Here is a 15459-nt window from a genome sequence, read left to right on the forward strand (position 1 = left end):
GTTTTATTTCAATAAATGTGAATTATGAATTGGTACGTCGTTTATACAAAACCCAAATGGGAAAAGAAAGTTGCAGAAAAACTAACTCAATCAGGAGTCGAGTGTTATTGTCCATTAATTACTCAAATTAAACAATGGTCAGATAGAAAGAAAAAAGTAGAAGTACCTCTGTTTAATTCCTATGTTTTTGTACAGCTCGAAGATATAGATCGAAATGCTGTTTTTCAAGCACCAGGTGTTGTGCGTTATCTTTTTTGGCTGGGGAAACCTGCAATTGTTAGAGATGAAGAGATAAATATTATAAAGAAGAGCCTTAGTGATTCAAATGTAAGCGATATTTCTGTGACTTCAATTCAGGTTGGGGATAGAATAAAATTAGATTCTGGAGCTTTCAGTAACCAAACTGCAATTGTTCAGGAAATATCAAAAACTTATTATACTTTGGTTTTGGAATCTTTAGGATGTGTACTTAAAATAAAATATAAATAGGTTAAGATATAATTATTTTAGCCAAAGTCAAAAACAGAAAGATAAAATTTTACTAATTTGAGATTTTATTTTCTGTTTTTTTTATAATGTAATTTTTTACATACTGACAAATAGGGAGTTGCTAATTTTAGTTACTTTTTTAACTTTTGTTTTTCTTGTATTACGGGAAACCGTATTGAATAAATTGACTTAATATGTTATATTTGCCGAGAATATACTTTTTAAAAGCCAAGTAAATAGATGTGACTTGGAATGGCGAAGCCGTGTTCAGTTGTTACTTAAGCTAATATTTTTTAAATGAAAGAGAACATAAAAATAGCTGTTATAGGTTTGGGGTATGTTGGTCTTCCATTGGCCAGATTATTCTCCACAAAATATCCAGTTATTGGTTTTGATGTTAATGAATCAAGAGTAGAAAGCCTGCGATCAGGAATAGATTCGACATTAGAAGTTGATGAGGAAGAACTTAAAGAAGTATTGGTTAATAATGCCAAGGCTGAAATAGGATTATTCTGTACAACTGCTCTCACTGATCTCGCAGATTGTAATTACTTTATAATAACTGTTCCAACGCCAGTTGATAGGAATAATCGTCCTGATCTAACGCCATTGTATAAATCGAGCGAATCTGTCGGTAAAATATTGAAAAAAGGAGATATTGTAATTTATGAATCAACAGTTTATCCTGGTGTAACAGAAGAGCAATGTGTTCCGGTTTTAGAAAAAGTTTCAGGGCTAAAATTCAATGAAGATTTTTTCGCAGGATACTCTCCTGAACGAATAAATCCAGGAGATAAAGAACATACAGTAGAGAAAATTTTAAAAGTCACTTCGGGTTCTACAGCTGAAATCGGTTTAAAAGTTGATGCCTTATATAAATCTGTTATTATTGCAGGGACATATTTGGCTCCCACAATAAAAGTAGCTGAAGCAGCTAAGGTCATCGAAAATTCTCAAAGGGATATAAACATTGCTTTTGTAAATGAGTTAGCTAAAATATTCAATTTAATGAATATTGATACTCAGGAAGTATTAGCGGCTGCCGCTACAAAATGGAATTTTTTGCCATTCAAGCCTGGTTTAGTTGGAGGGCATTGCATTGGTGTAGATCCTTACTATTTAGCACAAAGAGCTCAGGAATTTGGGTATCACCCTGAAATAATTTTAGCAGGACGTCGTTTGAATGATAGTATGGGAGAATATGTAGCTTCGCAAGTAGTGAAATTGATGATTAAAAAGGGGATTTCAGTAAATGGAGCTAAGTTGCTAATGCTTGGGATTACATTTAAAGAAAACTGTCCGGATGTTAGAAATACTAAAATTGTCGATGTAATAACAGCATTAACAGAATATGGTGTTTCTGTAACCATTTACGACCCTCTCGCTAGTGTAAAAGATGTAAAAAAAGAATATAATTTAGTAACTGTTGATTCTGTTCCAACTGATAAATTCGATGCTATTGTTTTAGGAGTTTCACACAATGAATTTTTAAAACTAAATTTTTCAGATTTGCAAAAAGAAAATAGTTTATTATACGATGTAAAGGGAGTTTTAGGTACTGTAGCTGATAATAGATTATAGTACCTAAAATTCTTTTTTTTATTTAAAAACAATATGAGTACAGACAAGTCAATTACACATGTAATATTAACTGGAGGAGTAGGTAGTAGATTATGGCCGCTTTCTCGTAAAAGCCAGCCAAAGCAATATTTAGAAATATTTGAGGGTAGATCTTTATTCGAAATGACTGTTGATAGAAATAGTCATTTGGCAGAAAAGGTGATGGTAGTGGGGAATGTTGATAATCATCATTTGAGTGGTAAAGTTATGGATAAAACCAATACTTCTTATGTGAATATTGTAGAAGCAACCCCTAGAAATACTGCCGCTGCAATTGCATTCGCTGCGTTTGCATCTAATCCTGAGGATGTTTTAATTGTTACTCCTTCAGATCATATTATTGATTTAATGGATAATTATAATTCTGCTATCGATGAAGCTGTATCAAAAGCGAAAGATGGTTTTATTGTAACATTCGGAATTATACCGACTAAACCAGAAACGGGTTATGGTTATATTGAATCAAAAGGAGATAAGGTGATTTCATTTCGTGAAAAGCCAAATGAAACCACTGCTAAAGAATTTATTGCAAAAGGTAACTTTCTATGGAATAGCGGTATGTTTTGTTTTAAAGCAGGTGTTCTTCTAGAGGAATTGAAACAATTTCAACCAGATGTTTATGAGAAGTCTAAGGCAGTTTGGGAAGTTAGTAAAGATGGATTTTTAGACTTGAATTTATCATTAGAGATTCCTTCAATTAGTATCGATTATGCTGTAATGGAACGCAGTAAAAAAATAAAAGTAGTACCAGCTTCTTTTTCATGGTCAGATTTAGGGTCGTTTGAATCAGTTTACGACTATTTGGTCTCAAGAAATCATCCTATTGATAAGAATGGTAATATGGTAATTGGTTCTGGTAAGCATACAACTTTTCTGGGATTAAAAAATACTATTTTTGTATATACTGATACTGCAAATTTAATTTTGCAAAAAGAAAACTCACAAGATGTTAAGGATATCTACAGTGAGTTAGAAAAGATAAATTCAGATTTACTAAATTAATTCAGATTTACAATGAAAAAAATTCTTATAACTGGTGGTGCGGGTTTTATTGGTTCACACGTAGTTAGACGTTTTGTAAACAAATATCCACAATATCAAATATTCAATTTAGATGCCTTAACTTATGCAGGCAATTTGGAGAATATTAAAGATATTGAAAGTCAATCAAATTACACCTTTGTCAAAGGGGATATTGTTGATGAGAACTTTATAAATGAACTTTTTTCATTACATAATTTTGATGGTGTTTTGCATTTAGCTGCTGAATCACATGTTGATCGTTCGATTGAAGATCCTTTAGCATTTGTGAAAACCAATGTTATTGGGACTATGAATCTGCTAAATGCAGCGAAAAATCAATGGAAAGGTAATTTTGAGGGTAAAAGATTTTATCATATTAGTACAGACGAAGTATACGGTTCATTAGGTGCTGAAGGGCTTTTTACTGAAACTACATCTTATGATCCAAATTCGCCTTATTCTGCTTCAAAAGCAAGTTCAGATCACTTTGTAAGAGCTTATGGTGAGACTTATGGACTGCCTTATGTTTTAACAAATTGTTCAAACAATTATGGTTCGTATCATTTTCCTGAAAAATTAATTCCACTTTTTATAAACAACATTATAAATAATAAACCATTACCAGTGTATGGAGATGGAAATTATACACGTGACTGGCTTTTTGTAGAAGATCATGCTATTGCCATAGATTTGGTTTTTCATGAGGGTAAAAATCATGAAACTTATAATATTGGTGGTTTTAATGAATGGAAAAACATTGATTTGGTTAAATTGTTATGCCAAATTATGGATCAAAAACTAAATAGAAATACAGGAACTTCGGCGAAATTAATCACTTATGTGAAGGATAGACCGGGACATGATTTACGTTATGCTATTGATGCGTCAAAAATTAATAAGGAATTAGGCTGGAAGCCATCTGTAACTTTTGAAGAAGGTCTGGAAAAAACAATTAATTGGTATTTAAGTAATGAAGAATGGTTGAAAAATGTAACTTCAGGTACATATAAGGATTATTATCAAAAACAATATTCATAATTAATCATAAAAATTTAAGATTTAAATTTTAATTCAATATGAAAAAAATAACATACGTTCTTACTCTCTTTTTGATATTATCAATGTCTTTAAGTGTACATGCTCAGGATATAATGAAATCTAAAGATTTGAGTACAGTACAGGTAGATTATCTTTCAGACGATGATTTAGCGAAAATTAGTGCTCAATTAAAAAGCAATAATGCAACCATTGATCAAGTGGAGGCGATGGCTTTGTCAAAAGGTATGAGTCAAGCAGAATTCAATAAGCTTAAGATTAAGCTTAATGCATATGAGAAAAAAAATGCTAAGGATTCTGGGAATGATAAAAGTATTAAACCAAAATTAGAAGAGAAAGATTCTGAATTCGGAAGAAAACAGGAACAAATCAAAAATGAGAAAGTAAAAGATTCTGCAAACGCATTAATTTTTGGTTCAGAATTATTTGATAATCCAACCTTAAATTTTGAACCTGATTTGAAGTTAGCGACTCCAATGAACTATGTTTTGGGACCAGGTGATGAATTACAAGTAAGTGTTTACGGTGTTCAAGAGTATAACGAGAGTATTCCTGTTAGTGTTGAAGGAAAAATAACAATTCAATATGTGGGTCAAATTGCTGTTTCTGGTATGACAATTGAGGCAGCTACTCAAAAAATTAAAGCTGCAATTGCTAGAGTTTATAGCACAGTTCGATCAGGTCAATCACAAGTTAGTGTAAGTTTGGGGCGTATACGCACAATTAAAGTTACAGTTGTAGGAGGTAAACAGCCAGGCAATTATTCGATTTCATCTTTAGCTACAGTTTACAATGCATTGCATTTAGCAGGAGGTCCTGGTAAAAATGGAAGTTACAGAAATATTGAATTAATAAGAAACAATAAAGTTTATAGAAATATAGATATCTATAGATTTTTAGTTAAAGGAGATCAATCTGATAATGTTAGTTTGAAAGACAATGATGTAATTAGAATTCCAGCATATAGTCAAAAGGTAGTAGTAGAAGGAGAAGTAAAACGTCCTGGTATTTTTGAAATGAAAAAAGGAGAAACTTTCTCTGATTTATTAAATTTTGCTTCTGGTTTTAATGAATTTGCCTATACAGCTTCTGTAAATGTTATACAGAAGACAGGCAAGGAATTTAAAGTTCATGATATTAATGAAAGCGAATATAGTTCATATATACCACAATCGGGAGATGTTTTTAGAGTAACTAAGATTTTAAATCGTTTTGAAAATCGAATAAAAATTGAAGGGGCTGTTTTTCGACCAGATTATTATTCATACACTGAAGGAATGCGAATTTCTGATCTTATTACAAGAGCTGAAGGCCTTAAGGAAGATGCGTACACTAAAAGAGCAAGAATTATTCGTTTAAAAACAGATTTAACCACAGAAATTGTAAACGTAGATTTAAGTGCTGCACTATCAGGTGATTTAAATGCTGATATTGAATTAAAAAGAGAAGATATAATAACAGTTTATTCTATTCTGGATTTTAGAGAAGAATACAAAGTTACTATTGATGGAGAAGTTAAAAATCCAGGTGAATATGAATATTTTGAAAATTTAACTTTAAATGACCTGGTAGTACAAGTCGGAGGTTTGACAGGTTCTGCATCTAAAAGAGTAGAAATTGCCCGAATGGTAAAATCGGATGTAATAGATGATGCTGATCCAAAACGTGTTGAATTAATTGAACTTGAAATTACAGCTGATAACAATGAACAAATTAAAAACTTTGTTTTAAAACCTTTTGATGTTATTAATATTCGTCGAATGGCTGTTTATGAAAAACCACAAATGGTAACGGTAACAGGAGCAGTTGGTTATCCTGGAAAATATGTTTTGGCCAATAAAAAGGAAACAGTTTACAATGTAGTCATGCGAGCCGGCGGACTAACTTCAATTGCAAATTTAGATGGAATGAAAATTAAGAGACCTATTAAAGAAGAGCAAATTGAAAAAATAGAAAGTATTGATTTGAATTTATCTAAAAATGATACACTAAAAGAAAAATTAACTAAAAAGTTAAAAGAAGATCTAAAATATGCAACCATCCCTGTTAACTGGGAAAAAATTGTAAAAGATAAAAATCACTATTCGAATGTGACTTTATTTCCAGGAGACGAAATAGAGGTTGCGGTTTATAATGAAGGAGTCAAAGTTACAGGTAATGTATTGTTGACATCTGAGATCCCATATCGTGGTGGTAAAGGATTTAAGTATTATATTAATGCTGTTGGTGGGGTAGATAGTAAAGGATGGAAGAAAAAAGCATACATTATTTATCCTAATGGTAAAGCCGATGTAACAAAATCATTTTTGTTTTTTCGATCTTATCCTACCGTAGAGCCAGATTCTCAAATTGTTGTTCCTGAAAAACCAGAGACTAAGAAAATGAGTACCGGAGAGTGGGTTAGTATTGGTAGTGTTCTTACTAGTTTAGCATTATTAATTGTTACAGCTTTTAAATAAATCAATTTCATGGAGAATAGAATTATTGAAAACGATGAAATTTCGTTAAAAGATTTGATGCAAAAAGTAAAAGAATGGTATTTCTACTTAGTTTCGAAATGGAAAATTATTGTTTTAGCTGGTATCATTGGAGCTTCATTGGGATTAATATATTCCTTTACAAAAAAGCCGATCTATACTGCAACATTATCTTTCGCATTAGAGGATGAACAAGGTGGCGGTGTAGGGGGCGCACTTGGATTGGCTAGCTCATTCGGATTAAATCTTGGAGGAAGTGGTGGAGGAATTTTTGCAGGATCTAATCTAACAGAGCTATTTAAGTCAAGAATTATGGTTGAAAAAACATTATTATCTCCAGTTTATTTAAATGGAAAACAAGTTTCTTTAGCGGAGATGTATATACAAAATAATCATTGGAGAGAAACTTGGAAAGAAAATCCGAAATTATCAAACATTGAATTTTTACCTAATCCTGATCGTAAAAAATTTACTCGCACACAAGATAGTATACTTGGTAGAATGTATGAACATTTATCAGCATCAGATTTATTTGTAGGACAAAAGGATAAGAAATCAAATATTTCAAGTATCGAGGTTTCTTCTACAAACGAAATGTTCTCAAAATATTTTTGTGAAGCTTTAGCTAAACAAGTAGGAACATTTTACGTTGATACAAAAAGTAAAAAAGCAAGAATAAATATGGATATTTTAGAACGTCAAGTTGATTCTATTAGAGGAGAATTAAATGGGGCTATTACAGGGGTGGCAGTTGCTAATGATAATACTTTTAATTTAAATCCGGCGCTAAATGTTCGTCGCGCGCCTTCAGCTAGGAGACAAGTTGATGTTCAGGCAAATACTGCAATACTTACAGAATTAGTGAAACAAGCTGAACTGGCTAAAGTTACATTACGTAAAGAAACACCGTTAATTCAGGTTGTTGATAGACCGATTCTACCTTTACCTAAAGAACGTTTTGGAAAAGGAAAAGGCTTATTATTGGGAGCATTTTTAGCAGGATTTTTAACTGTTTTCGTTTTGATTTTAAAAAGAGTTTACAAAATAATTTTTGAATAATAGAATATGAATCTAGATACTAAAATTTATATTGCTGGGCATAAGGGTATGGTTGGTGCCGCAATTTGGAAGGTTTTGGAAATTAAGGGATATAAACATTTAATTGGTAGATCAAGCTCAGAACTAGATTTACGCAATCAAGATGCAGTATCTACTTTTTTTAAAGATGAGAAACCTTCAATCGTAATTGATGCGGCAGCGAAAGTAGGCGGAATATTAGCCAATAATGATTATCCATATCAATTTATTATGGAGAATATGCAAATTCAAAATAATCTAATTGATGCCGCCCACCGTAATGATGTAGAGAAATTTATTTTTTTAGGAAGTTCTTGTATTTATCCTAAATTGGCACCACAACCCTTGAAAGAGGAGTACTTATTGTCCAATTATTTAGAACCCACAAATGAATGGTATGCTATTGCAAAAATTTCTGGAGTAAAAGCCTGTCAAGCAATTCGCAAGCAATTTGGTAGAGATTATGTTAGTTTAATGCCAACCAACTTGTATGGGACTAATGATAATTTCGATTTAAATACTTCGCATGTTTTGCCAGCAATGATCCGAAAATTTCATGAGGCAAAATTAAACAATAATAGTCCTGTTATGTTATGGGGAAGTGGTGCCCCAATGAGAGAATTTTTATTTGTTGATGATATGGCAGAAGCTGTCGTTTTTGCATTAGAAAATAAACTACCTGACTATTTGTATAATATAGGCACAGGAGTTGATTTAACAATCAAGGAGTTAGCGGAAATTATTCAAAAAATTGTAGGCCATAAGGGCGAAATAATATGGGATGATTCCAAACCAGATGGAACACCAAGAAAATTAATGGATATTTCAAAAATGCATACATTAGGTTGGAATCATAAAGTAAACTTGCAATCAGGGATTCAGAAGACTTATGATTGGTTTATTGCAAATGAAGGGAATTATAAAGAAGTAAAATTGTAAATATATATTATTGAAATAAAGGAGTCTTTTTTATACTTCTTTACTTTCATGATTAAAAAAAGAGAAAATGAAAATAGCACTTGTTACAGGAATCACAGGTCAAGATGGATCTTATTTAGCAGAATTATTATTAGAAAAAGGATATATGGTTCATGGTGTTAAACGCCGAGCATCTTCTTTTAATACACAGCGTATAGATCATATTTATCAAGATCAACATGAGACACATGTGAATTTTAAATTGCATTATGGAGATTTGACTGATTCAACTAATATTATTAGAATTATTCAGGAAGTTCAACCAGATGAAATTTATAATTTAGGAGCAATGTCTCATGTGAAAGTATCATTTGATTCTCCTGAATATGTAGCAAATGTAGATGGAATTGGAACTTTACGAATTTTAGAAGCTGTAAGAATATTAGGGTTAGCAAAAAAAACTAGAATTTATCAAGCATCCACTTCTGAACTTTATGGAGGTTTAGCGGAAAATAAAAATGAAAAAGGTTTTTATGATGAGAACTCACCATTTTACCCACGTTCTCCCTACGGTGCAGCTAAAATTTACGGTTTTTGGATAACGAAAAATTACCGTGAAGCTTATAATATGTTTGCCTGTAATGGTATTTTATTTAATCATGAATCTCCAAGACGAGGAGAAACTTTTGTAACACGTAAAATTACCATGGCCACTGCTGCTATTGCTAAAGGAAAACAAGAATGTCTTTATCTTGGCAATTTAAATTCACAAAGGGATTGGGGACATGCAAAAGATTATGTTGAAGCAATGTGGAGAATTTTACAACAAGAGGTGCCTGAAGACTATGTAATTGCAACAGGTGTCACTACATATATTAGAGACTTCGTTATAATGGCTTTTGCAGAGGTAGGAGTTGAATTGATTTTTGAGGGCGAAAATGAAAGTGAAATAGCTAAAGTTGCTGTGTGTAATAATCCACTATATCAATTGGAGATAGGGAAAGTTGTGGTTCGGGTAGATCCAGAATATTATCGTCCTACAGAAGTAGACTTGCTTATTGGAGATCCTACAAAATCTAAAACTCAATTGAAATGGGAGCCTCAATATGATTTATCTGCATTGATTAAAGAAATGATTGCAAGTGATTTAAAATTGTATTAAAATTAAATCTTAAATGCAAAAAATTGTATAGTATTTCAATAATTTGAGTAATGTCGGATATGTGTTTTGCATTTAATTTGGTTATTAATTATTATTTGTAGTTTATTCATTTCATTAAAATTGTTTAGAGATTTTTAAATTTTATTTATTCTAAGTATGAAAGTAGTTCTATTAGCGGGTGGGTTAGGTACAAGAATTTCTGAGGAAACTGTATTAAAACCAAAACCAATGATTGAGATTGGGGGCATGCCAATTTTGTGGCATATTATGAAAACATATTCGTTTTACGGTTTCAATGATTTTATTATATGTTGTGGTTATAAAGGCTATGTTATAAAAGAATATTTTGCGAACTATTTTTTGCATAAATCAGATGTAACTATTTCTTTAAAAGATAATTCTTTAAAGGTTCATGATTCACAAGCAGAACCTTGGACAATTACTTTAGTTGATACCGGAATTGATTCTATGACTGGAGGTCGTATTAAAAGAATTAAATCTCACGTTGGAGACGAACCTTTTTTGCTAACCTACGGTGATGGTGTTTCAGATGTAAATATCAGAGATTTAGTTAATTTTCATAAAAAAAGCGGAAAATTATGTACGGTTACTTCAGTTCAACCATCAGGAAGATTTGGTGCTTTGGATATTAAAGAAAATAATGAAGTACATTCTTTTTTAGAAAAACCAAAAGGAGATGGTTCTTGGATCAATGGAGGATACTTCGTTTGTGAACCTAAAGTGTTCGATTATATTGATGGTGACTCTACTACTTTTGAAAGAGAACCAATGGAGAAACTGGCATTAGAGGGACAAATGGTTGCTTTTAAGCATTCAGGTTTTTGGAAGCCAATGGATACTCTAAGAGATAGAACTGAATTAGAAGAAAGTTGGACAGTAGGTAAAGCTGCTTGGAAAGTCTGGTAATTATGTTAGAAAAATTAACAAATGTATACCAAGGAAAGAAAATTTTTTTAACTGGCCATACTGGTTTTAAAGGTTCTTGGATGTTGAAAGTGTTAACACTTTTGGGTGCAGAAGTAAAAGGATATGCGTTAAAACCTAATACAGAAAATGATTTATATTATGTAATAAAAGGAGATTCAATCTGTGAGTCTGTTATTGGTGATTTACGTGATAAAAAGAAACTTACACAGTCAGTATTAGACTTTCAACCTGACTTTGTATTTCATTTAGCAGCTCAGCCTTTAGTCCGTTTATCCTATCAAATACCATCGGAGACTTTTGAAGTTAATGCAATAGGAACTGCTAATCTTTTAGATTCGATTAATTTGTTGAATAAACCTTGCTCAGTTGTAATGATTACAACTGATAAAGTATATCATAATAATGAATGGGATTATCCTTATCGTGAGAATGATCGTTTAGGAGGATATGATCCTTATAGTGCCAGTAAAGCTTGCGCTGAATTAGTAATAGATTCATATCGAAATTCCTTTTTCAATCTTGATAGATACGAAATTCATAAGAAAGCAATTGCAGTCGCTAGAGCCGGTAATGTCATAGGTGGAGGCGACTGGTCTCAAGATCGATTAATACCGGATATAGTTAGAGCTTTGAAGAATAATGAATCGGTTGTAATTAGAAATCCAAATGCTGTTCGTCCTTGGCAACATGTGTTGGAACCAGTAATCGGGTATTTATTGTTAGGATCTAAATTGTCTAACTCTCCAAAAAAATATTCCCAAGCTTATAATTTTGGACCTTATACTTCAGATACCCTTCCTGTTTTGGATATGGTAAAGCAAGCAATAAATGCATTTGGAACTGGTAGTTTTGATATCCAGCAGTCGCCTGATCAACTTCATGAAGCAGGTTTGCTGAAGTTGGATATTAGTAAAGTTTTATCTGAATTAGGTTGGAAACCGAAAATGAATGCTTTACAAACAATAACGGCAACGATTGATTGGTACAAAGTGTTTCAGTCTACAATGGATATAAATGATTTTACAGAGGTACAAATTAAATCTTATTTGAATGAATAAAGTAATTCTACTTACTGGAGCAACTGGATATTTAGGAAATAAATTCTTAAAAAAACTTATAAAAGACGATTACAAGATTTGCATTGTTAAAAGGGAAAGTTCTGATATTTCAAAAATTGAACTGACATCTGATGCAGTCAAAGTTTATAATAATGATGAGCAAAGTTTGCAAAATTTGTTTAATGAAAATAAGATAGATATTATAATTCATTTTGCAACGCTTTACGGCAGAAAGGGAGAAACTATATTTGAAATTAAAGAAGCAAATTTAGATTTTCCTTTATTAGTATTAAAATTTGCTTTGGAAAATTCCGTAAAATATTTTATAAATACTGGAACTTCTTTACCATATTTGACAAATCATTATTCATTATTTAAAAATCAATTTTCTGAATGCTTGGAGTTTTACTCTTCAAAAATAACATCTATTAATATTTTATTAGAGCATTTTTATGGTCCTGAAGATGATCAATCTAAATTTATCTCTAGTATGATTGCTAAAATGAATAATGGCACATCGTCAATAGAACTAACTGCTGGAATCCAATTAAGAGATTTTATTTTTGTAGATGATGTTTTAGATGCTTATTCATTTATGATTAATAATATTTCACAATTTGAGGGATTTAACAATGTGCCTTTAGGGTCTGGTGAGGTTGTTTCTATAAGACAAATTGTTGAAAAGATTAAAGAACTTACGGGAAGTAAAACGGAATTATTATTTGGTAAAATACCAATGAGAGAAACTGAATTAATGAAATCAAATGCTGATATTCAAATTCTAAATAATCTAGGTTGGACTCCAAAATTTAATCTTGTTGAAGGATTAAAAATAACTATTCAATCATACGATAAAATATGACTATATCATCCAAAATAAGAATTATAAAAAGAAATAAAATTGAAGATTCTAGAGGTTGGTTTTTAAAAGTAATAAATGGTTTGGAAGAAAACTTACCAACTTTTACAGGAGAAGTTTATCTTACTAATGCAAAAGGAGGCGAGGCTAAGGGAGGACATTATCATAGGTTAGCTAATGAGTGGTTTACACTCATTACTGGAGAATGTGAGCTAAAATTAGTTGACATTGTAACCGGAGAAAAAATGTCTATTAGTTTGTCATCAAAAAGGGCTGAAACTATTTATGTACCTAACCATTTAGCACATATTTTTATTAATCACAATTTATCTGATTTCATATTGTTAGCATATTCAGATCAATTATATTTACCAGAGGACACCATCCTGTTTTCAGAATTTTAATTTTTAATGAGAAAAATCAAATTAAATATTTTTAAATCAAATCAATTAGAAATACATAAAATTGACCGAAAAGCCAGAGATAAGAATCTAATAAAGCAAATTTTTTCTTCAGTTTCTTTTAAAGCATTATCTGTTTTGATGGGTATAGCATTGGTCCCCCTATTACTAAATAAACTAGGTGAAGAAAATTATGGAATATGGTCGTTATTGCTATCATTAATACAATGGGTTTCATTGATGGATATTGGTATAGGAAATGGTTTAAGAAATAAATTAACAGAATCACTTTCCAGTAATAAAATTGAGGATGCAAGAGAGTATGTTTCAACAGCTTACTATTTAATGGCATCTATTGCAGTTTGTTTGATTGTAATTTTGCTGCCGTTATTTTTTATAGTTGATTTAAATCAAGTTCTTAATTCAAACAAATTATTGACAGTTGAAGAGTCTAGATGGATTATGATGATATTTATCTACTCAATGTTAATTTACTTTGTCTTATCATTATTAAATCAGGTAATGAATGCAGTTCAGCGTAATTCGCTGACAGCTATTTCACCTATAATTACAAATTTATTTTTTATAGCTACAATTTATTTTTTTTTTCCTACACATGGGGGGGGATTATTATTTGTATCAATCATATATTGTTTGGCTTTAATTTTAGGCATATCTTTAGTGTCTTATTTTTTTTACAAAGTATATAATAACTTAATTCCTAAATTAGAGTATTTTAAAAAAGATAAAGTTAAATCATTACTTTCCTTAGGAGGTAAATTTTTTATAATACAAATTACGGTTATGATAATATTCTCAACCGATAATGTTGTTATAACTCAGTTATTTGGTCCTAAATTTATTACGTTATATAATATTCCTTTTTTAGTTTTTAATAATATTGCTATGTTAGCTAATATTGTTATGATGCCTTTTTACTCTTCATATACAGAGGCATATACTAAAGGAAATTTAGATTGGATACAATCTAAAATACTTTTGTTATGCAAGCTGATGATTCCATTTATTATTACTATCGGTATAGTCATATATTTTTTTGCTGATATAATTAAAATTTGGATTGGAGACACATTGGAAATTCCCGAATATTTGCCAATGTTAATTGGTGTGTATTCAATAATTACTGTTTGGAATAATATTTTTGGTAGTGTTTTGGGTAGTATTGGGAAAATTAATCTTGGTATGTACTCAACAATTTTTCAAGGTATTCTAAATGTGCCATTATCTATTTATCTCGCTAAATATTGCGGTCTTGGCTTAAACGGAATTATTATTAGTAACATTATTTGTATAGGGATTAGTTCTATTTTGTCTCCTATTCAAGTTTATTATTTTATTTTTAGCACAAAAACTAGTCAGCGACTAACAAAAATATTAAGTTAATATGAATGATAAGAATTTATCCTTTTTTGTACCAACATATAAGCGCGAAGATTCACTTAGAGAAACTTTAAAAAGTGTTTTTAAATATTGGAGTTCTGAGAGTTTATATGAAATAATAGTATCAGATAATAATGAAGATGATTTAGCTAAAAATGTTGTAGATGAATTTAAATCTGAATATATACAATATTCGCCAAATTTTACTAATATAGGAATTGATAGAAATATGATTAAATTCTTAGATCTATGTAAAAGTAAATATTGTTGGTTACTTGGAGATGATGATTGTTTAAACGATAATTCAAATTCAACACTAAGTTCTTATCTGGAAAAGGATCTTGATTTTATTGTGCTCCTCGATGGAAATACAATAAAAAGTTATGAAGAGGGAATTCATGATATACATGATTCAGATAGCGTTGGCCGTGCGTTTTTATCTTTATGGGATAAGATTCCTTTCGGGAATGTTGTTGTTAATGTTGATAGAGCGAAGCTTCTTGATAAGCAGGATTATTCAAAATATATAGATACAACAAATCATGTTTATTCTGGAGTACTATGGGAACTTGCATTAAGTCAATATTCAACCGGTAAATTTGGAGTAATTAGTACTAAAATTATACAAACTATAGAAGTCGAAAAGACCTGGCAGGATATGTCTGTTAAAATTTATTTTCAAGATATTCCAATTTGGTTTAAACTATTGCCAAACAAGATTAAACCATATTCGGATATAGCTTATGCCAAATATTTAGACAATATTTTTAATTTATTCCCTTTATTAAAGCTTGTTAGTGATGTTAAAAAAAATAAAAATAATCGAGAAATATTTTATAAAAATAAATTTAATTTCCCACTTAAGTATCGATTTAAATGGTTTCTTGTAAATTTATTATATCCAGTGTATTTATTTTATAAAAATAATAGGGGAAATAAAAGTTAATTTAAAATTCTTAACATTTCTAAT

General features: G+C 30.7%; 14 protein-coding genes. All 14 read left to right on the forward strand.

Annotation, left to right across the window (positions count from 1 at the left end; genetic code table 11):
- Positions 1 to 24: 24 nt before the first annotated feature.
- The 14 genes from AC1RRN_RS13005 to AC1RRN_RS13070 all read left to right on the forward strand — a co-directional run bounded on the left by AC1RRN_RS13005 (position 25) and on the right by AC1RRN_RS13070 (position 15435).
- Positions 25 to 489 carry a UpxY family transcription antiterminator gene (locus AC1RRN_RS13005; RefSeq protein WP_492967688.1) on the forward strand — a complete coding sequence of 155 codons (465 nt, stop codon included), beginning with the start codon at positions 25 to 27 and terminating at the stop codon, positions 487 to 489.
- A 297-nt stretch (positions 490 to 786) separates the two neighbouring features.
- Complete coding sequence (locus AC1RRN_RS13010; RefSeq protein ID WP_492967689.1) at positions 787 to 2070, forward strand: nucleotide sugar dehydrogenase; 1284 nt, start codon at positions 787 to 789, stop codon at positions 2068 to 2070.
- Positions 2071 to 2103: 33 nt separating this feature from the next.
- On the forward strand, positions 2104 to 3111 hold the full coding sequence (locus tag AC1RRN_RS13015; protein ID WP_492967690.1) for a mannose-1-phosphate guanylyltransferase: 1008 nt from the start codon (positions 2104 to 2106) through the stop codon (positions 3109 to 3111).
- 12 nt (positions 3112 to 3123) lie between these two features.
- Positions 3124 to 4170, forward strand: a complete 1047-nt coding sequence (gene rfbB / locus AC1RRN_RS13020) for a dTDP-glucose 4,6-dehydratase (RefSeq protein ID WP_492967691.1) — start codon at positions 3124 to 3126, stop codon at positions 4168 to 4170.
- A gap of 38 nt (positions 4171 to 4208) precedes the next feature.
- Positions 4209 to 6647 (forward strand): SLBB domain-containing protein, encoded by a 2439-nt coding sequence (locus AC1RRN_RS13025; RefSeq protein ID WP_492967692.1) that lies wholly within the window; start codon positions 4209 to 4211, stop codon positions 6645 to 6647.
- Positions 6648 to 6656: 9 nt separating this feature from the next.
- Positions 6657 to 7724: a Wzz/FepE/Etk N-terminal domain-containing protein gene (locus AC1RRN_RS13030; protein WP_492967694.1), complete on the forward strand. Its 1068-nt coding sequence runs from the start codon at positions 6657 to 6659 to the stop codon at positions 7722 to 7724.
- Positions 7725 to 7730: 6 nt separating this feature from the next.
- Positions 7731 to 8681: a GDP-L-fucose synthase family protein gene (locus tag AC1RRN_RS13035; protein WP_492967695.1), complete on the forward strand. Its 951-nt coding sequence runs from the start codon at positions 7731 to 7733 to the stop codon at positions 8679 to 8681.
- A 67-nt stretch (positions 8682 to 8748) separates the two neighbouring features.
- A complete protein-coding gene (gene gmd, locus AC1RRN_RS13040) occupies positions 8749 to 9822 on the forward strand; it encodes a GDP-mannose 4,6-dehydratase (protein WP_492967696.1) in 1074 nt (357 codons plus the stop codon).
- A 156-nt stretch (positions 9823 to 9978) separates the two neighbouring features.
- Complete coding sequence (gene rfbF, locus AC1RRN_RS13045; protein WP_492967697.1) at positions 9979 to 10749, forward strand: glucose-1-phosphate cytidylyltransferase; 771 nt, start codon at positions 9979 to 9981, stop codon at positions 10747 to 10749.
- Between the two features lie 2 nt (positions 10750 to 10751).
- On the forward strand, positions 10752 to 11828 hold the full coding sequence (rfbG, locus tag AC1RRN_RS13050) for a CDP-glucose 4,6-dehydratase (RefSeq protein ID WP_492967698.1): 1077 nt from the start codon (positions 10752 to 10754) through the stop codon (positions 11826 to 11828).
- On the forward strand, positions 11821 to 12690 hold the full coding sequence (locus AC1RRN_RS13055) for an NAD-dependent epimerase/dehydratase family protein (protein ID WP_492967699.1): 870 nt from the start codon (positions 11821 to 11823) through the stop codon (positions 12688 to 12690). The genes rfbG and AC1RRN_RS13055 overlap by 8 nt, the downstream gene beginning before the upstream one ends.
- Positions 12687 to 13091 carry a polysaccharide biosynthesis C-terminal domain-containing protein gene (locus AC1RRN_RS13060; protein ID WP_492967700.1) on the forward strand — a complete coding sequence of 135 codons (405 nt, stop codon included), beginning with the start codon at positions 12687 to 12689 and terminating at the stop codon, positions 13089 to 13091. The genes AC1RRN_RS13055 and AC1RRN_RS13060 overlap by 4 nt, the downstream gene beginning before the upstream one ends.
- Before the next feature lie 6 nt (positions 13092 to 13097).
- Positions 13098 to 14492, forward strand: a complete 1395-nt coding sequence (locus AC1RRN_RS13065; RefSeq protein ID WP_492967701.1) for an oligosaccharide flippase family protein — start codon at positions 13098 to 13100, stop codon at positions 14490 to 14492.
- Position 14493: 1 nt separating this feature from the next.
- Complete coding sequence (locus AC1RRN_RS13070) at positions 14494 to 15435, forward strand: glycosyltransferase family 2 protein (RefSeq protein ID WP_492967702.1); 942 nt, start codon at positions 14494 to 14496, stop codon at positions 15433 to 15435.
- Positions 15436 to 15459 lie beyond the last annotated feature (24 nt).

The organism is Flavobacterium sp. GW821-FHT11G01, assembly GCF_058808175.1.